General features: G+C 52.0%; 22 protein-coding genes and 1 riboswitch. Of the genes, 18 read left to right on the top strand and 4 right to left on the bottom strand.

Going from position 1 to position 18,488, the window contains the following annotated elements:
* The first annotated feature begins 98 nt into the window (after nt 1-98).
* The 13 genes from AN477_RS04885 to AN477_RS04825 all read left to right on the top strand — a co-directional run bounded on the left by AN477_RS04885 (nt 99) and on the right by AN477_RS04825 (nt 10,872).
* The gene (locus AN477_RS04885; RefSeq protein WP_054968051.1) at nt 99-278 is read left to right on the top strand and encodes a hypothetical protein; all 180 of its coding nucleotides are present in this window, start codon (nt 99-101) and stop codon (nt 276-278) included.
* Nucleotides 275-1,948, top strand: coding sequence for a recombinase family protein (locus AN477_RS04880; RefSeq protein WP_054968050.1), 1,674 nt, complete (start codon nt 275-277; stop codon nt 1,946-1,948). The genes AN477_RS04885 and AN477_RS04880 overlap by 4 nt, the downstream gene beginning before the upstream one ends.
* Complete coding sequence (locus tag AN477_RS04875) at nt 1,929-2,336, top strand: glycosyl hydrolase family 18 protein (RefSeq protein ID WP_245631723.1); 408 nt, start codon at nt 1,929-1,931, stop codon at nt 2,334-2,336. Before AN477_RS04880 ends, AN477_RS04875 begins: the two co-directional genes overlap by 20 nt.
* Nucleotides 2,333-2,671, top strand: a complete 339-nt coding sequence (locus AN477_RS04870) for a hypothetical protein (RefSeq protein WP_054968048.1) — start codon at nt 2,333-2,335, stop codon at nt 2,669-2,671. The genes AN477_RS04875 and AN477_RS04870 overlap by 4 nt, the downstream gene beginning before the upstream one ends.
* 191 nt (nt 2,672-2,862) lie before the next feature.
* Nucleotides 2,863-3,624, top strand: coding sequence for a DeoR/GlpR family DNA-binding transcription regulator (locus tag AN477_RS04865; protein ID WP_054968047.1), 762 nt, complete (start codon nt 2,863-2,865; stop codon nt 3,622-3,624).
* 26 nt (nt 3,625-3,650) lie between these two features.
* Complete coding sequence (locus AN477_RS04860) at nt 3,651-4,970, top strand: four-carbon acid sugar kinase family protein (RefSeq protein ID WP_054968046.1); 1,320 nt, start codon at nt 3,651-3,653, stop codon at nt 4,968-4,970.
* A gap of 34 nt (nt 4,971-5,004) precedes the next feature.
* Nucleotides 5,005-6,018, top strand: coding sequence for a 4-hydroxythreonine-4-phosphate dehydrogenase PdxA (gene pdxA, locus AN477_RS04855; RefSeq protein WP_245631722.1), 1,014 nt, complete (start codon nt 5,005-5,007; stop codon nt 6,016-6,018).
* A gap of 189 nt (nt 6,019-6,207) precedes the next feature.
* Nucleotides 6,208-7,185 carry a 2-keto-3-deoxygluconate permease gene (locus AN477_RS04850; RefSeq protein ID WP_054968045.1) on the top strand — a complete coding sequence of 326 codons (978 nt, stop codon included), beginning with the start codon at nt 6,208-6,210 and terminating at the stop codon, nt 7,183-7,185.
* 262 nt (nt 7,186-7,447) lie between these two features.
* The gene (locus AN477_RS04845) at nt 7,448-8,458 is read left to right on the top strand and encodes an ROK family protein (RefSeq protein WP_054968044.1); all 1,011 of its coding nucleotides are present in this window, start codon (nt 7,448-7,450) and stop codon (nt 8,456-8,458) included.
* A gap of 60 nt (nt 8,459-8,518) precedes the next feature.
* A complete protein-coding gene (locus AN477_RS04840; RefSeq protein ID WP_054968043.1) occupies nt 8,519-8,806 on the top strand; it encodes a hypothetical protein in 288 nt (95 codons plus the stop codon).
* A gap of 6 nt (nt 8,807-8,812) precedes the next feature.
* Nucleotides 8,813-9,373, top strand: coding sequence for an HNH endonuclease (locus AN477_RS25825; RefSeq protein ID WP_054968042.1), 561 nt, complete (start codon nt 8,813-8,815; stop codon nt 9,371-9,373).
* A 128-nt stretch (nt 9,374-9,501) separates the two neighbouring features.
* On the top strand, nt 9,502-10,473 hold the full coding sequence (locus AN477_RS04830; protein ID WP_054968041.1) for a magnesium transporter CorA family protein: 972 nt from the start codon (nt 9,502-9,504) through the stop codon (nt 10,471-10,473).
* A gap of 102 nt (nt 10,474-10,575) precedes the next feature.
* Nucleotides 10,576-10,872: a rhodanese-like domain-containing protein gene (locus AN477_RS04825; protein WP_245631721.1), complete on the top strand. Its 297-nt coding sequence runs from the start codon at nt 10,576-10,578 to the stop codon at nt 10,870-10,872.
* Nucleotides 10,873-10,916: 44 nt separating this feature from the next.
* Here the strand turns inward: AN477_RS04825 and AN477_RS04820 are convergent, their stop codons facing one another.
* Complete coding sequence (locus AN477_RS04820; protein ID WP_054968039.1) at nt 10,917-11,609, bottom strand: hypothetical protein; 693 nt, start codon at nt 11,607-11,609, stop codon at nt 10,917-10,919.
* Nucleotides 11,609-12,145, bottom strand: coding sequence for a TlpA family protein disulfide reductase (locus AN477_RS04815; RefSeq protein ID WP_054968038.1), 537 nt, complete (start codon nt 12,143-12,145; stop codon nt 11,609-11,611). The genes AN477_RS04820 and AN477_RS04815 overlap by 1 nt, the downstream gene beginning before the upstream one ends.
* A 393-nt stretch (nt 12,146-12,538) precedes the next feature.
* On the opposite strand from AN477_RS04815, the gene AN477_RS04810 reads away from it, so the two are divergent.
* Complete coding sequence (locus tag AN477_RS04810) at nt 12,539-13,897, top strand: MFS transporter (RefSeq protein ID WP_054968037.1); 1,359 nt, start codon at nt 12,539-12,541, stop codon at nt 13,895-13,897.
* A 10-nt stretch (nt 13,898-13,907) separates the two neighbouring features.
* Here AN477_RS04810 and AN477_RS25380 read toward each other — a convergent pair whose 3' ends face one another.
* Nucleotides 13,908-14,282: a TlpA disulfide reductase family protein gene (locus tag AN477_RS25380; protein ID WP_245631720.1), complete on the bottom strand. Its 375-nt coding sequence runs from the start codon at nt 14,280-14,282 to the stop codon at nt 13,908-13,910.
* Between AN477_RS25380 and AN477_RS25375 the strand changes: the two genes are divergently transcribed.
* Complete coding sequence (locus AN477_RS25375; RefSeq protein WP_054968035.1) at nt 14,281-14,619, top strand: hypothetical protein; 339 nt, start codon at nt 14,281-14,283, stop codon at nt 14,617-14,619. The genes AN477_RS25380 and AN477_RS25375 overlap by 2 nt on opposite strands.
* A gap of 143 nt (nt 14,620-14,762) precedes the next feature.
* Here AN477_RS25375 and AN477_RS04795 read toward each other — a convergent pair whose 3' ends face one another.
* Entirely contained in the window at nt 14,763-15,323 is a 561-nt protein-coding gene (locus tag AN477_RS04795) for a C40 family peptidase (protein WP_245631719.1), read from the bottom strand.
* Nucleotides 15,322-15,468: riboswitch (cyclic di-AMP (ydaO/yuaA leader) on the bottom strand. Its footprint overlaps the gene before it by 2 nt.
* 179 nt (nt 15,469-15,647) lie before the next feature.
* Here AN477_RS04795 and AN477_RS04790 point away from each other — a divergent pair.
* The 3 genes from AN477_RS04790 to AN477_RS04780 are packed head-to-tail and all read left to right on the top strand — an operon-like array spanning nt 15,648 to nt 18,483.
* The gene (locus AN477_RS04790; protein WP_054968034.1) at nt 15,648-16,373 is read left to right on the top strand and encodes a ThuA domain-containing protein; all 726 of its coding nucleotides are present in this window, start codon (nt 15,648-15,650) and stop codon (nt 16,371-16,373) included.
* Entirely contained in the window at nt 16,373-17,461 is a 1,089-nt protein-coding gene (locus AN477_RS04785) for a Gfo/Idh/MocA family protein (RefSeq protein WP_054968033.1), read from the top strand. The genes AN477_RS04790 and AN477_RS04785 overlap by 1 nt, the downstream gene beginning before the upstream one ends.
* Nucleotides 17,462-17,514: 53 nt before the next feature.
* On the top strand, nt 17,515-18,483 hold the full coding sequence (locus AN477_RS04780; RefSeq protein WP_054968032.1) for a sugar phosphate isomerase/epimerase family protein: 969 nt from the start codon (nt 17,515-17,517) through the stop codon (nt 18,481-18,483).
* The last annotated feature ends 5 nt before the right edge of the window (nt 18,484-18,488 follow it).

Genomic DNA, 18,488 nt, shown 5'->3' with positions numbered 1-18,488 from the left:
ACGTACTTCGTAGGTTACGCTCGGACAGGGCTGAGTGGGTGGGCGGGCAAGAAAGTAGACAATCCGAGTACGCATATCCATCTCATGAGGTGATGGATATGCCACGTCAGAAGCTCAAGGTGTCAGACGTGTCCTACGGCACCGTCCCATTAGTCACACTCAAGCCGGAGTTGCTGCAACTGTTAGAGCTGTACTTCCAGACTGACCCGTCAGCTCCATTACAACGATGGGCGAACTGCCAGCCCGCCGCTCTCCTCGACCGGGCTGACGAGGTATGAAAAGGTGTGCGATTTATGCACGTGTTTCCGACGAATCTCAGGCGAGAGGAGACTCCACGCAACATCAAATTCAATTTTGTCGGGAGATAGCAAAACGACGCAGCATTGAGGATGGCCAGGAGTGGGTTGTTCTCGACGCATTGGTGTATGTGGATGAAGCGATTACAGGTACAAGTATGGTCAAGCGCCCCGAAGTCCAGCGCTTGATTCGGGATGCCAGAGACCATCAATTTGACGTGGTGCTCTTTAAGGGCATCTCTCGTTTTGCACGCGATACAGTTGATGCCTTGATTATGCTTCGCACACTGATTGCGTCGAGGGTACGCGTCTTATCACTGGAGGAGAACTTTGATAGTCAGCGTGATAACGCTGAATTCGTCTTCACGATTCACAGTGCCCTGGCTCAAGCTGAGTCAGAGAAAACGGCAATTCGTGTAAGGATGGGTGCAACGCAAAAAGCGAAAGCCGGAAAGTGGAATGGAAAAACGCCAGACGGCTACGTGTTGAACAAACGAACGCAACATCTGGAGATTGATCCTGTTCGTGCACACCTCATTCAGGAGATTTTCCATCTCTATCTGTGTGGACACGGTGCTCGCAGCATCGTGAAATTGTTGAATCATCGCGGTGAACGTACGAAATCGGGAAACCGCTGGAATGCGCGAACGGTCACACGGATCTTACAAAATCCTGCTTACGTCGGTGATGTCCTTTACGGGCGCAGGGAGCGAACCATTGCTCCGCCGAGAGACAATGCCGATATCCTGGAACGTCGGAAAGTCGCACGTCAAGTTACGAACCCAGAACAACTCGTTCAGGTGCAAAATGCGCATCCTCCGCTCGTGGATCGAGGGACGTTTGAAGCCGTTTCTGCGACGCTGGCCAGTCGTCGAGAGGTACGGGGCCGAAGCGGTGGACTCCATCTGCTCAGTCGTGGAATTCTGTATTGTCGGTGCGGCAACCGTATGGTTGTGAAGTACAACTCTCGAGGGATCCGTTATTACCACTGTGCCAAGCAGAACGTCTGCGGCAGATCTCAATGTAAGCAGCCCTTTATCAGAGCGGATGAAGTTGAGACGTTGGTGCTGAGACAACTGCGAGATGACCTCTTCGGCAGTGAAAGGCCGCCAGGGCCTACAGATGCAGCAATCGATGCCCGCCCGGATGCAGACGGTACTCATGATACGAAAACCGATGACCCGACAGCAGGAGATATTCCGGATCTTGACCGCCAGATGAGACACGCGGCTGAGGAACGGGATCACATCCTGAAGGTGTCACAGTTGCTGTTTGAAGAGTATGTGGTTGGGTCCATATCCAGAGCTCAGTTTGTGACGATGAACGAAGTATATCGAGCGCAGATTGCGTCGTTGGAGCGACGAGTAAAGTCCACCCCGATGGAAGGGAGAGAACAGGCCGCGAAGAGTGGGGATGGCAGCCCATTCTTCCAGAAAGGAATGCTGCGACTGTTATCTGTTCCGCCGGGCTGTCCCCCAAACGGTCAGGCTGACCAACTGCGGATTGTGCGGGCTTTGCTGCAAAAGTGCATTGAGAAGGTGCAGGTGGACGGCCACTACCTGTCCATCAGTTACCGGTTTGAGCAACCCGATCGTGAACATTTGTTGCCTGATGGCGACAACAGGACCACCGATGGCCATCGCACCATATGATCAGGTAAGGGCTGTGCTGAAGTATGCAACATCCGTGATTGCACCGTCCAAAATTTTGATGGGTATGTCACTCTACGGCTACGATTGGGAGATACCCTGGCAAAAGGGGCGGCTTGCGTCAGGGGTGTCCAATAACAGCGCACAAAACCTTGCGCAACAGGAACAGAAACCAATTGAGTGGGATGCAGAATCGGCTTCCCCGTACTTCCGATATCAGGGTGCACAAGGGGAGCGTGAGGTCTGGTTTGACGATGCTTTGAGTGCTGCCACGAAAATGAACCTGGTCTATGAGTTTGGCCTGCGCGGTATCAGTTACTGGGTTCTTGGCAACAGCTTCCCGCAAAACTGGCATCTCATCCGAGAGGCGTTCGAGGTGAAGAAGTTGTGAAGCGAAAGACCGTCCGCTTAAAGGCAGGGATGCGGGTGCGCGTACGCTCGACGGCCAGCAGTCCGATTGCTGGAGCCGAGGGTATCGTCACTTACGTAGGAGATGACCTTTGCGATGTGAAAGTCATCAAGCGGCGGGGGGCGAAGGTCGAAGAATCGGTGATGGATACCTTACCAAAAGTGGAACTGGAGAGTGTCTATCCGCATGTCGACTTGGTGACACTTGGCACGGGGTCGACAGATTCGAAACCTGGCCGATGGGCACTGTGGATTGCAGGAGCTGTTGCCGTCGCCGCATTCGCATGGGCCATCCTCCACTGGGTAACCGGGGTCTGATTGTGTTTTGAGAGCCAAAAAACCACGGGGTTATTCTTTGTAAAGGCATGCCGATATCAAATCGGCATGCCTTTACATGTTGGATTCATGTTTGACGAACCTATTTACAAACTGACGGCTTGGTAGTATCATTGCCTCTGCAACTGAATACGTTTGCAGAAAACGTGTTCAGTACTTGTGGGGTGATACAAATGGTGACGATCAAGGACATCGCTCGCCAAGTCGGCACGTCTTTGTCGACAGTCTCTCGCGTCTTAAACGGTGTGCCCACTCGGGATAAGGAGCTGGCACAGCGTATCCTCGAGATCGCAAATCAAATGAACTATCAACCAAACGAAGCAGGTCGAATGCTCCGAACGGGCGTGGACGACGAATTCGGCCCTGTCTTTGACGTTCGATCTCAGCAAGGGTGGCAAGAAAAGCGTGTCATCGCAGCAGAGGCTGCAAGGATGGCGCAGTTTTCAGATGTTGTGGTGCTGGACTCCGGATCGACAGTCGCTCACGTGGCGTATTATCTGCCACCCGAAGTGCTGGTCTATACCAATTCCCTTGCGGTCCTTCAACCGTTGGCCAAGCGAGGAATTCATGTTCACGTGGCTCCGGGTTTATACGTGCCCGCCATGGCAGCTGTGTTTGGTCAAGAAACAGAAGAGTACTTTAGTCGTCACGGTTCGAGTATCTATTTTCTCTCATCAGCGCGTGTTGACGTGCGGGCAGGATTGTTCAATCTAAATCCGGCGACGTATGGGGTAAAGCTGGCAGCATTGGCTCACGCACGAAAGACGGTTCTGCTCGCCCACCACGACAAGTTTTGTGATTCTGGTCTGGAAGCATTTGCTCCACTCTCGTCGGTGGATGTAATTGTGACAGACTTTGTACCCAAGGTGTTTCGAGACACCCTTTTGCAAAGCGGGTTAGAGGTTGTTGAGACCTCACCCGAAAATGCCGGCTAAGCCGAGAAAGGAAACGGTGATCCGATATGAGTAGAAAACCTGTCTTTGTGATCGCCGATGACCTGACCGGGGCCGCTGATGCAGCGAACTACTTCCGTACCGTATCTCACCGGGTTCGCGTGACGTTCAACTCGCAAGTACCTTGGATGTTGTCTCTTGGACAGGATGTGGTTCAAGTGTTCGATGCAGAAAGCAGGAGCATTGATGAGGCAATGGCGGTGCAGCGAGTCTTTACGGCAGGCCAGCAGTTAGCATCGACGCTGCAAGAGTCCTTTTTTGTTTACAAGAAGATTGATTCTACCCTTCGTGGGCATATTGGAAGCGAGATGGAGGCTGCACTGAGAGGCCTGGGACGCAGCATCGCAGTCGTCGCCCCTGCTTTTCCCGCCAACGGTCGAACCGTTCGAGATGGAGAGCTGTTCGTCAATGGGCTTCCCATCAGCCAAACTGCTTTTGCCAGAGACCCGCGAAACCCCGTGACGACGGACAGGATTTCAGACATTCTTCGCACTACCACGAGTCTGCCGGTCATCGACCTGAGTCTCGGCGTCGTGAACCAGGGACCCGCTGCGATTGCACGATTCCTGGAGTCGATTGCCGAGGACATGGTCATCGTTGTAGCAGATGCTGAGACCGACAGAGACCTGGTGGTCATTGCAGAAGCGATTGCTGAGAATCCACGGGTGCTCCCATGTGGCTCTGCAGGTCTGGCAAAGCCTTTGGCTTCACTTTGGGTCGGTGCGGACGGTGTCACTTTCGCCTACGAAGATCAACTGGTTCAACGCGCCAGCAAATCCCATATCACCACTTGCAACCGCGTTCTGCTCGCAGTCGGCAGCGCGAATCCCACGGCACACGTTCAGTTGGAGTACGCCGCGTCTTCACTGGGTGCATCGATTGTTGAAATGCAGCCTGTGGCTTTGGCGGATGTATCGACGCACGATGAAGAGATGCTTCGAGCCAAACAAAAATTGCTTCATTCACCAACCAACGTTGTCGGAGTCACCTTGTCAGAACAGCGTGCTGTGCGCGAATCGGATATCCCCGGCAGCTTTGAGAGCGACCTGGCAGAAGTGGTTTTGGAGTGGGTCACACAGATACACGGTGTCGATAACGCAATCAGCTTTGGCTTTGCAGCTACCGGTGGTGACACTGCGCTTGCCATCTGCGAGGCATTGTCTGCAACGGCCATCTGGCCAGAAGGTGAAGTCGTTTCCGGGATGCCATGGAGTGTCATGGAGACACCACACGGGAACATCCCGTTGATATCCAAAGCAGGTGGATTTGGGGATGCAGATGCCTTGGAGCAAGCTGCACGGTTTTTGACCACCCCATCCCCAATTTGAAACGTTGACTACATGAGTATGGAGATGAAATACGTTGAAAAAACCAATCATCGCAATGACCATGGGCGACCCCGCTGGTGTTGGACCCGAAATTTGTATTTTGACAGCGCTCAGCCCTGAAGTTACTGACCGCGTGAACACCTTTATTATTGGTGACGCATCGAGATTAACAGAAGCAGCGACCATCCTAAAAGGGACTGGAAAGCTGTCATCTTTGCCTGTTATCCGGTGCATCCAAACCGTGGCTGAAGCAAAGTACGAGCTAGGAGTCATCGAGGTGCTCGATCTCGGCAATGTCCCGCAAGGACTACCCTGGGGACAGCTGAGCGCAGAAGCAGGCCAGTGTGCGTACGACTACCTTGAACAAGCCGTGCGTTTTGCGGTTGATGGCACCATCGATGCTATCTGCACAGCACCGCTGAACAAGGAAGCTTGGAAGATGGCAGGCATCAAGTTCCCTGGGCACACGGAAGCTTTGGCCGCCTTATCGGGATCGCCAAGCTCAGCCATGATGCTTGTGAATAAAGCGCTTCGGGTCGTTCACGTCACAACCCACGTAAGCCTGAAACAAGCAATCGAGATGGCGACTAAGGATCGTGTGCTCGGGCGTATCCGATTGACGGCGGAATCCCTCGAAAGGTTCGGGGTGAAGAACCCTCGCATCGCGGTGGCAGGCCTGAATCCCCACGCTGGCGAAGGTGGGCTGTTCGGAGATGAGGAGCAGAAAGAAATCGTTCCGGCCATCGAAGAAGCGAAAGAAGCTGGCATCAGTATCAGTGGACCGTGGCCGCCAGACTCGATCTACGCACGGGCAGCAAACGGCGAATTTGATGCGGTGATTGCTATGTACCATGACCAGGGTCATATCGCTATCAAGATGCTTGGTTTCGATACTGGCATCAACGTGACGCTGGGCCTGCCAATTTTACGGACATCTGTCGACCATGGCACAGCCTTTGACATCGCAGGAAAGGGTATTGCGAGAGAGCAAAGCATGATTGAGTCCGTACTAGTGGCTGCAGACTTCCTTTCAGGAAGTGCCCAGTAAAGCAGAAGCCTGTTCGCCCCCTTCAGGGGGCTCCTTGGGAAGGGGAGACCAGTCCCTTCCCAAGACCTTTTGCGTCACCTTACTTGGATCTTCATGTAAGCGCTTCTGGGAAGTGCTTACATTTGGAACAAGCTCACACCAGAATCAACAACCAGTGTAATCAGCAGGACATCTAAGGAGGACTTGTGTATGCCGATTAAGAAAATAATTGACAAAGTTCCAGGCGGAATGATGATTATCCCGCTCTTGATTGGTGCCATCATTCGGACCATCTTCCCGCACTTGGCAGACAATACCGTATTCAAGAGCTCGTTTACAGGCGGTTTGTTTATGGGTGCATCAGCGCTGCTGGCTGCCTTTTACATCTCTCTCGGCTCTACCATTGAATTCAAGGCAGCAGGCTACATTTTGAAGAAAGGTGTTTCGCTCTGGCTGGGTAAAATCGCCGTCGCTGCGATTATCGGCCTGCTCATCAAGTTCACAGTGCCCGATCAGAACCACATGATACTTGGGTTGTCAGCGCTCGCAATCGTTGCAGCATTCTCCGATACCAACGGCGGCCTCTACATGGCTCTCATGGGCCAGTTCGGCAAACGAGCTGAAGACGTTGCGGCGTACTCTATCATGTCACTTGAATCTGGCCCATTTTTCACAATGTTGATCCTCGGAATCGCGGGTCTCGCAGCGTTCCCGGCTATGGCTTTCGTATATGCCATTCTGCCCCTTGTCATCGGAATGGTGCTTGGAAACCTGGACCTGGATATGCGGAAGTTTCTCAGTCAAGCACAAGGTGTACTCATCCCGTTGTTTGCACTGGCACTCGGGTTTGGCATTAACCTGAAGAATGTGTTGTCAGCTGGACTTTCTGGTCTGCTGCTTGGACTCGCTGTGGTCATTATCACCGGTATCGTACTCGTTTTGCTGGACAAGCTGACTGGTGGTACTGGTCTTGGCGGCATTGCAGCTGCTTCCACTGCAGGTAACGCCGCAGCGGTTCCAGTCGCTGTGGCAGCTGTCTACGCTGGGTACAAAGGGATTGCAGCAACCGCGACAGTCCAGGTCGCTGCGGCCGTCATTGTGACATCCATCCTAGTGCCGATTATCACCGCTTGGTTCTCCAAACGGAGTGACCGTGTCGAAGCTGTCAAAGCTTCAGCGCGCTTATAAATTCGAGTGACTTCGAGTGACTTCGAGTGACCCATTGCAGCTTGCAAAATTTTTCATTGATCGCTCATGATGAAAGGGAGCAGCATACCGCTGCTCCCTTCTATTCATATTTCAACACTACGTAATGGATAGATTGTAATCGCGTTGCTTACAAAACCACTTTACGACGGGTGGGAGCCGTAACCCGCTTGTCCATGTGCGGCAACAGCGGAACTAAGTTCCGTTAAAGGGCCCTTTCGAAAGACTCCTGCAAGAGGAAGTTATGACAGCAGTGCAGAAAGGGTATCTCACCAGGCTCATTGCATTGCCCATTGGTTTAGCAACATCCAGATGGCAACTGAAACAAGGATGTGACTTTGTGTACACAGTAGGAATTGACGTCGGGGGAACGAAAATTGCCACAGCCGTCGTGGATGCGGACGGTCAAATCATCGAATCAGCAGATGTCCTCACGAAAGCTGAGCAAGGCCCTGAGGCAGTGCTGGACAGAATAGTGAATACAGTGGAGGCCGTACTATCGTCTAGCGGTGTATCAAGTGTCATCGGTGTGGGTATCGGTGCACCGGGTCCGCTAAACCCGAGGGAAGGCATGGTCTACAGTCCACCGAACCTTCCAGGATGGGACCGGATTCCTCTGCAGGCAGAAATGCAACGGCGTTTACATCTACCTACTTTTCTTGATAATGACGCAAATGCGGCAGCACTTGCGGAGTTACGCTTTGGAGCGGGATCCGGTTATCGCGACATGGTGTACCTTACGATTAGCACTGGTATTGGTGGGGGAGTGATACTGGACGGAAAGATACGCCAGGGAGCATCCGGATGTGCGGCGGAAGTGGGACACCATATTATCGCGTTGGATGGTCCGCTCTGTCGGTGCGGCAATCGGGGCTGTCTCGAGGTGCTAGCTTCAGGTACAGCAATCGCTCGCATGGCTGAGGAACGACTGGGCGCGCAACTGAATGCGAGCGCTGTGGCGAGGTTGGCGGCGCAAGGAGATAGTGGTGCACGTGCCATTTTGGACGATGTTTACCGGTATCTTGGTGTTGGACTGGTCAATGTTGTGAACATGTTCGATCCGTCGGTGATTGTTATCGGCGGCGGGGTCGCTCAGATTGGTGAACCACTGTTTGAAGCGCTACAACAGTCCATTGACCAAAATCACTTTCGAAGCAACGCGTTCTCTAGAGTTCGCGTTTTACCAGCTCAATTAGGGACGCGCGCCGGGGTGATAGGCGCCGCACTCTTACCTTTGGTACAGTCAATCTCCTGAGTGTACCTGAGTGCACCATGGAGGCTCAGTCGAATTGAACGGAATGGATGGTACATACTAATGCCGTATAAATTCGACATGATGGGGAAGCGGGGACTGTGCATGGATCAGGAGTTACCCAACGAGAGCTTTGCCACTGACGAATCGTCTGACGGAGCACCTGAGGACAGGTCTGAGGAGCAGGCTCGCGATCTGACGGGCGACTGGTCTGAGGATCTGGGAGAAGGGACCGCTACTGAGGGTGTGCCTCAATGGACCAGTCCATATATCAAACCAATTCATTTGATTACCGACATCGATAGCCAAGACCCGGACACCCAAGGCCTGGACACCGAAGAGGATGTGTGAGCCAGCATGACTGGATCGCTCGGCATGTGCCCGCGGTGTAAGGGGTACTGGAGAATCCGCGATCTTGAAACAGCAAATTACGCATGCCTTCATTGTGGATATCAGCTAAAACTGGGGTCTGTCACTCCTGTTCGAAGCGCGCGAGGAAAAGTGCTTACGCCTTGTACAACCGAGCGGGCCGAGAAAGAGGTCGCCGCATCCAGGGCTTATTTTGATGATGCAGGTACACTCTGGCTCTACGACGCACCAGAACTCAATGCGCGGTATCGTGATATTGTGTTTCGTCGCGATCACGCTACGTGTTTGTGGTGCGGACAGCCGGCAGACACTGTTGATCACATCATTCCGTATTCGGAGGGTGGCGTGTATCATCCGGTGAATCTCCTCTGCGCTTGTCGCCATTGTAACCAAAGGCGACAAAACGAAGAGGCCTTCAGATTCCTTGAAATCTTGGCCGGGTGTGGAACACCTTCCCCTTATGCTGATTACGTTGTCGAGCGATATGCACTTGCATGCGCCATCGTTCCCCGAGTGAAACATCGACGAACAGATCTCCCCAATGAGTGATAAGCCGACGAATGGAGTGTTAAGAGATCCGCGGATGAACGCGTCTGCTGGGTGGTTTCACCCTGCGGGTGCTGCCACTTTTATGATGTCGTGAAATTGCAGCCGCCGGTGTGGAAAGGGGGTGCGGCATGATCAAGACATACCTTTACAATGCTGAGACAGAGACTTTGGAACATGACATTGAAATTGAGGACATGAAGCGCGTTTCGGAGAATCCGCAATCCATGCTTTGGGTGGATATCTATAACTGGGAACCGAATGAGATCATGGCTGTGGCAGAGGAGTTTGGTTTTCACCCTTTGGCTGTTGAGGACTGTATTCACGAATCACCTCGAACGAAGGTTGATCGATATGACGGGTATGACTTCTTCGAGCTTCACTCTTTGAAATACAACGAAGACAGTGAACCGGAGATCTCCATTGAAGAGCTGAATATTTTTCTGGGCGGAACCTACATTGTTACGGTGCACAAGCATGCTATCCCTTCTGTTGGGAGGATTGCAGCAAGATCGCGCCACGACTCATTTAATATGAGCAAAGGTCCTGATTACCTTTTGTACTCCATCGTTGATGGGATTACGGATACCTATTTTCCTATCGTGGACAGGCTCTCTACACGTATTGATGACCTTGAGGACGAGATGTATGAAAATCCAGCGTTGGCGATTACAGAGGAGTTTCTTGCGCTCAAACGCACCATTGTGATGATTCGACGAGCGATTGACCCGCAACGACGTATCTTTGCCAACGTCAATTCCCTCTACACCTTTACGGTTCGGCCCGAGAATCGCCCGTATTATATGGACTTATCAGACCACCTTGAACGAATCACCGACTCCATTGAGGTGTTCAGAGACCTGGTTCAAGGCGCGCTAGACACCTATTCTTCGCTCGGAACTGCTAAGACAAACGAGACCATGCGGGTGCTCACCATTATTACCACGTTGACGGCCACAATGACACTGATAACCGGTGTGTTCGGTATGAACGTTCCTTTGCCTTATCAGCGTACGTGGGCAGCCACGATCATTATTATGTTGAGTATGGTCAGCCTCAGTGTCGGCATGCTCGTTATCTTTCGACGCAGAAAGTGGATTTAGCCTGCGTACATTGTAAGATGTGGACGGAGATATGGACTTGACACAATACCTCCGTGGGTATAAAAATATAGATTGAAATATACGGATGGGGGTATGCGAGAGATGTCATGTCCGCAGGTTACAATTCGTGAACTGAAGCAAAAGTTGTTTGCCTATGATGATGTGCAAATTGTTGATGTTCGTGAGATCGACGAATACCGCGAAGGACACATTGAAGGGGCAACGTTGATTCCACTCGGGATCTTGCCTTACCGGCTGGAAGAAGTAGATAGAAACAAGGAAGTTGTGTTGGTCTGTCGGTCCGGGAACCGCAGCTCTCAGGCTTGCGAACTTTTGCGGGAACGCGGCTTTTACAATGTCCGGTCACTGCAAGGCGGGCTGTCCAGCTGGACTGCATAACCTTCTCATATCAACGACGTGGGGGATTTTGGACCTTTACGCAGTCACTCGTTCCTGTTTGGTACTGAGTGACGCTGGGGGTCCTTTTGTTTTTGGATATCGAGGGCGGCTTCTGCAGCAAGCCCGGCAAACAGTATGAGAACGGCAAACCATTGAACTGGAGTAAACAGTCCAAGCTGCACTATCTTCGGTAACCCGATGGATGTAAGCAACAAAGCGACAGCCATGAGGGTCCAAATTCGATGCGGCAGAGTCCAAGTTGAGGGTTTTCGGAGTGAGAAAAGCAATAAGAACACGGTTATCAGGAGCATGCCAATGGTTCGGACAAGGAATGGTCCTTGGTCGATGAAAACGCGAATCAACCACCAGATTGCTATGCCGAACAGCGAAGCGTTGGTCGCTGCCATCAGAACTGGCCAATCCCTCTGTTTATGTATCCGCATCCTCCACAACACGATGAGAACTGCGCCAACGAGCCCATATACCCAACCTTGCGAGGGCGCTTGCGCAAGGAGCGTCCAAACGTTCATATGAAGCAGTTCACCCGGGTGAAGGAACAAACCGGAGAGTCTGGCAATGATGATGTAGGTGAATAAAAACTCGAGTGCCCGTTCGGATACAGCCGCACGGGTTTGCTGATTGCGCTCCAAGCGGAGAAATATCCAAGCACCAAGCACAACCATAATCGCACCAGCATATTCAGATGGAACGCGTTGCAATGTATGAACGATACCCATCACTTTTCAATCCTTTGCAAGGTTGAGATCAGTTCAGGATTTGGAATGGCTCCGGAGTATCGAGCCACTATCATTCCTTGTCTGTTTACAAACAGCGATGTTGGCAAGGCGAGAACATTGTATTCGTTACTCACCTTGGCTTGTTTATCCAGAAGTACGGGGTAAGGGACATTGTATTTTTTTAGGAACGTCTTCACGTTTGCAAGGGTATCGTCATGGGTCACATTGATGCTGATGAATACGACTTTACTGCCATATTTTGCGTAGGCCTTTACTAGTTCCGGACTCTCCGCATTACATGGGGGACACCAGGAGGCCCAAAAGTTAATGAACAATGGTTTACCGTGATACTGCGATAAGGATACCGGCTGGCCATCTGAGAGACGGGGCAAGGTAAAGTCTGGCGCAGCATATCCATCGTAGGGTCGGGCTGTCTGTGTCGCGGAACCCCGCTTTGAAGGGGATGCTGTCACAACCATCGCCAGCAGTGTGACAACCCCAATCAGGATGAGTACCCATTTCGTTACAAGGTTCAAGATAACACCCTTTCTAGCACCTAGTTGTTGCTTGTGTGCAACACAGAAACCCTTTCCATCAAATCGGAAACATACCCATGTGGGTATGTTGGCTATGATAATACATCCTGCAGAGATTGTACATGGCAGCGACCTGTTGCAGTCAAGGGTGTTGACATATTGACTACAATCCCTTGGTATGTGTAACATATACAATATTCAGAATAATATAATATTAAAGTTGGGTAGTTCAGTATTTGCTGCCCAGTCCCGTTATCGGCATTAAGTTCACCGTCTGTCGGGTTGTGGAGATGGGCAGGCAGCCAAAGTTCAACATGCCGAAAGATAACGACTGTGGTTGGGAGATACAGTCAGGGCCTGTGTGAAACCGCTTTCTTTTAGAGGAGGATTGTGATGAATCGACCTTTTTATCTCCGGGAGTTAAGAGCTTATCCAGTCGGGGGAAGGCGTGTTTGGCTCCTCATTGTGGCCTTGATGGCCAACATCATTGCGAACTATGAATCGCAGATGTCATCTGTCGTACCTCTCTTGCTCTCAGACCTTCACATGACCCTGAAGACGTATGGATTAATTGTTGCCGTGTCAACCATAGCGGGGGCATTTTCAGCGTACATCGCGGGTCGGCTATCCGATCGACGCGGGCGTGTCTACACTTTGGTGCCGAGTTTGTTTCTCAGTTCTCTGTGCGTTTACGCCATGGTCCTCGTGCACTCGCCAATGGGGTTATTGCTAAACCGTGTCATCCTGTCATTGGTGGAAGGCAGTGCCGTGATTGCGACGGCGGGCTTGGTCCGTGACTTTTCACCGCGTCTCGGCAGGGCAGTTGCATATGCCTTTTGGACCTTTGGCCCTGTGGGTTCAAGCTTTGTTGCGGCAGGGTTGGCGGGGTGGACGTTACCAATTTGGGGAACGTGGCAATCTCAGTTTTGGCTGAACGGCACCATCTCCCTGGTCCTTTCGTTCATCGTCTTGTTCAGTATCTCAGACATTTCTCCTCAGCTGCGTGCGGAAGTGATTCACTCCACGGCAAGCTTGGTTACTGTCAACGGGCGCCGAAAACCAGAGCAAACGCACGCCGGTGATCCAGGGCGTACACGCGAGTTGCTGCGCGCACCTCATATCTGGGCACATTTGCTTGGCATTACATTCTGGCTCAGCGCTTACTATACTTTAACGATTTTCGGTTCCACGATGATTACGCAGGAGTTTGGCTATTCAGCCGCCACTGCGGCATCCATTATGAAGTACTTTTGGCTACTCAACCTCGTTGTGATGATTGCTGCTTGTTACATTTCTGATAAGCTGCAACTGCGTAAGATTGTCTCGTTTGTCGGGGCCGTGACAACGGCTGCAACGTTGATTTACTTCATCAACATGATGGGCACTCATCCATCCATCGGGAAGATTGAACTGACAGGTGCAATTCTCGGGGCTTGTATGGGTATTGCGTACGCCCCGTGGATGGCGCTGTTTTCCGAGAATCTGGAAGACATTAAGGCATCGTTGCAAGCTACTGGCTGGGGGGTATTTGGGCTTTCCGTACGTGTGATGGTTGCCATCTTATCCGTTGTTGCACCGATTGTGGTGGCCGCTCTGATGGGATGGACCCTATGGTTCTGGATTGTAACTGTCGGAGAAATGCTGTTCATCCCGAGTATCTTTGCTATGAAAGGACCATGGTTTGTTCGCCCGAAACTCGACAGCCGCCTTTCGGTGGAAACGCCCCTCGAACAGCAGGCGTTCGTCGAGTGAAGAAGCAGTCTTAAGTCTTGAGCCCGAGTTGCACGAGTTGTTGCATATCTGAAGCCGTCATCATGCCCATATGAATATCGAGGATCTTATCTTTAGGGCTGACGAGGAATGTCATCGGTTCCGCAATGACAGAATAGCTTTGTTGAAAGGTTCCTTTCGGGTCAAGCAACACCGGGTATGGTATGTTGTAGTGATGGACGAAGTTCTTGGCGTCGGAAACTTTGTCGATGATGGTTAAATTGACGCCAACGAACTGTACTTTGCCTTTGTACTGATTTGCCAATTTGACCAAATCAGGGGTTTCCATTTGACATGGTGGACACCAGGATGCCCACGCATTAACTACGACAGGTTTACCGCCCGATAAGAGTTGCTTTAAGGACATGGTTCCTGTCCCGCTCAAATTCGGTAAAACGAAGTCCGGGGCTGTGCTGCCAACCGTTAAAGGCCCGCCAAAGGTCGTTGTCGACGCATTGGCGGCGCCTGATGCCGATGAATTCGTGGTTGCGGCGTTCTGGGCACCGCTCATCCCCGCTTGGTTTGTTGGTAAACTTGTCGCACCGGAGATTGTTTCGGTCCCTGCAGCCCGCGAAGCCGGATTTGAAGTGACCGTACTTGGAGTACCGCACCCAGATAAAGCCATTGCAAGAATAAATGCACTGCTTGCTATGTATGTTGAGAAGTGCTTTGACTTCAAGGATCGTCCCCACCAATCAGTTTAGTATGAATGGCACGTAAACACGCCGCTACGATACCATAATACCATGCGGGGTATAAATCTGGACAGCGCCTAGACCTGCTGAGTTGGGTATGGCCACATTTAAAAAGCGGGTCTCGCAAAGAGACCCGCTGTTTCGCTTGATTGTCAGAACATACGTTTTACAGTAGTGATGTGCTTGTACCAGTATGAGCCAGGGGCCAGCTTCAGATATCCGACTTTACCGATTCCGCCGCCTTCCTGAATCATTTCACCATGACCGGCGTAGATGCCGACGTGGCCGCCGTGGTCAAAGATAACCAAGTCACCCGGTCTCATGGCGGAGACGGGAATATTCCACCCGACAGAATGGTACTGTACTTGGGAGGCACCACTCAGCTTGTACCCAAGCGCATGGTGATACACGTATGACGTAAAGTTTGAGCAGTCAAATCCATACTGCCCACGGTCTTCATTGTGTCCCCAGATATAAGGTGTTCCGAGTTTGCTTCGCGCCACGGACAACACTGCATTTTCTTTAGCTTGCACGGAAGCACTGAGCGGAGCTGCAGGGTGAATGCTGTAATCATAATGAACGCCAGGCGGCAGCGAGCGAACGCTGCTGACGGTACTTGCAGAAGCAGTTGTAAAGGCACCCACAGCTGTAGTCACAGAAGCGAATGCCATAGCAGACATCAACCAACGGGTGATGCGGTGTTTGTTTGTCATGTTTTCCTCCTGTGGCCTTCGAGGTTAGTTGTCGGGTTTGGGTCGAGGTCATCCTTGCGACATAAGTCGCTTTCACCCCAAGCGCAGGTTTGCTGCGCAAAAGCGTCCCCCGTACCTGCTTTGCAGGATTCGGCCTGTGTGATGAGGTTAACATGGGCGCAGGCTTGTTTCACTATGAAACCGATGGAAAACTGCGATAGACTGTATAAAGAGAGTCGGTCCATCGGGGAAGGTTTCGTCGGCGGCCGGACATGCTGAGGGTATTGTCACGGTCTAAATCAACACCCTGATACAGACGAACGACAACAAGAGAGGTTGGTTTCGATGAAGGTTACAGTATGGAATGAATTCATCCATGAGAAAGAATCGAAAGCGATTGCCAGCATTTATCCGAACGGTATGCATGCAGTCATTGCGGATGCCTTACGAAGCGAAGGTCATGATGTGAAGACGGCGACGTTGGAGGAACCATCCCACGGTTTGACGGATGATGTTCTCGACACGACCGATGTCCTCGTTTGGTGGGGCCATGTGGCGCACGACAAAGTCTCTGATGACATCGTCCGCAAGGTCGTCAAGCGCGTGTGGGACGGTATGGGTTTGATTGTCTTGCATTCGGGTCACTTTTCAAAGGTTTTCAAGCAGTTGATGGGTACATCTTGTGACTTGAAGTGGCGTGAAGCAGGAGAGCAAGAACTGTTGTGGGTGGTCGATCCGACGCATCCTATCGCTGAGGGCATCGGGTCGCATATCAGACTCGAACACGAAGAAATGTACGGCGAGCACTTTGATATTCCAGCGCCAGATGAACTGGTTTTCATTAGTTCGTTCACCGGCGGCGAAGTCTTTCGGAGTGGTTGCACATACAAACGCGGCCGAGGAAAAATCTTTTATTTCCGCCCGGGGCATGAAGAGTATCCAACCTACTACCACAAAGATGTGCAGCGTGTGATTCAGAACGCCGTGCGGTGGGCACAACCAACTGTCGTTGAACGACCTACATATGGGAACTTCCCATTCCTCGAATCCGCGCCAAGGAGTGAGAGGTAATGGCTGATAAAAGAGTACGAGTAGGCATCATCGGGGTTGGAGGTATTGCCCTGGGCAAGCATTTGCCGAGTATCGCGAAGATTCAGGGTGTGGAAATCGTTGCGTTTTGTGATGTTGTTGAAGAGAACGCTGTCAAAGGGCGGGACCAATACGGCGCACAAGGCGCCAAGGTGTTTACGGACTACCGCGAGTTGTTGGCACAACCGGGGATTGATGCCGTGTACGTGCTCACGGCCAACTTTCTGCACGCGGAGGTGACAGTTGCCGCTCTGCAAGCAGGGAAGCACGTGATGTGTGAAAAACCAATGGCTATGACAACCGCAGAAGCACAGGCCATGGTCGACGCGGCTGAACGAACAGGACAGATTCTGACGATTGGGTATCAAAACCGCTTTCGGCCTGATTCACTGTATTTGAAACAACTGTGTGAGCGTGGGGAACTCGGTGAGATCTACTTCGCCAAAGCTTTGGCGATCCGTCGCCGCGCCGTCCCCACTTGGGGGAACTTTCTCTCGAAGCGCATGCAAGGCGGAGGACCGCTGATTGACATCGGCACGCACGCACTGGACCTGACCCTGTGGTTGATGGATAACTATCGGCCAAAAACGGTGATGGGTACGGCGTATCACAAACTGGGCCAGAGAAACCATGCGGCAAACAGTTGGGGGCCTTGGGATCCGGAAAAATTTGAGGTTGAAGACTCCGCTTTTGGATTCATTACATTCGAGAATGGGGCAACGGTCATTCTTGAATCGAGTTGGGCCCTGAACAGCCTGCACGTAGGTGAAGCCCGAACAGTCTTATGCGGAACTGAGGGTGGGGCAGACATGGAAGATGGACTGCGCATCAACGGAGAACGCCATGGACGGTTGTTTACCGAGATCCCAGACCTAAATATCGGCGGGACAGCCTTAGACGGTGCAGTTTCGCAAAACGCTGGCGATGTAGAGGCAGCACATTTTATCGCCTGTATTCGGGAAGGCAGGCAACCTATCGTCACACCAAAGCAGGCGCTTGTTGTGACACAGATCCTTGAGGCCATCTATGAATCGTCCCGTACGGGGCAGGCCGTACAGCTCGGGAAGTAAGGACACTCGGGCAACCTATTCCTCGACAAACCTAATCTGGGAGGTCGGATGGTATGAAACTTGGCGTGTTTGCCGTGTTGTTTGGTGAAAGGTCATTCGAAGAGGCGCTTGACTACATTGCTGAGAGTGGACTCGATACGGTGGAAATCGGCTGTGGACCCTATCCAGGCAAAGCGCACTGTGACCCCTCTTTGCTGCTTTCCGATCCGTCGAAGTTAAACGCCTTCAAGGATGCGGTGACTTCGCGCGGGCTTGAGATCAGTGCACTGTCCTGTCACGGTAACCCTCTTCACCCTAATCCTGAGGTTGCAAAGCAAGCGCACGCCGACTTTGAGAACGCAGTGCATTTAGCCGAGGCCCTTGAAGTGCAAAATGTCATTACGTTTTCCGGTTGTCCGGGTGAGTCGGAGTTCTCAAAGAACCCAGTTTGGGTCACTTGTCCCTGGCCTCCAGAGTACGCTGAAGTTCTTCATTGGCAGTGGAAAGACAAGGTGATCCCTTACTGGACAAAGCAAAACCAGTTTCTTACATCTCATGGTGTGAAAGTCGCGATTGAGGCCCATCCGGGATTTGTCGTATATAACACCGAAACGGCGCTTCGTTTGCGGCAAGAGTGTGGTGATAGCATCGGCGTGAACTTCGACCCGAGTCACCTATTCTGGCAGCAGATGGACCCCATTGCCTCCATCAAGGAGATTGCCAAGGCGGGGGCACTCTATCATTTCCACGCCAAAGACACGGCATTCGATACGCAAAACATGGCGCAAAACGGGGTTCTTGACACCAAGCCCTACGCGGATGAGCTCCATCGCTCCTGGATTTTTCGGACGGTGGGCTATGGCCACGGGGAAGAGACCTGGCGTCAAATCATCAGCACCCTTCGCATGGTCGGTTACGATGGTGCCATCAGCATTGAACATGAAGACAGCCTGATGTCCGTCGAAGAGGGGTTTCAGAAGGCAGTGGCATTCCTTAAGCATGTCCTCATTCGGCAAAAGGCAGGTGCGATGTGGTGGGCGTAACAAAA

Source organism: Paenalicyclobacillus ferrooxydans (genome assembly GCF_001399675.1).
Classification (GTDB): domain Bacteria; phylum Bacillota; class Bacilli; order Alicyclobacillales; family Alicyclobacillaceae; genus Alicyclobacillus_B; species Alicyclobacillus_B ferrooxydans.
This window is presented reverse-complemented; position numbering and strand designations above follow the sequence as displayed.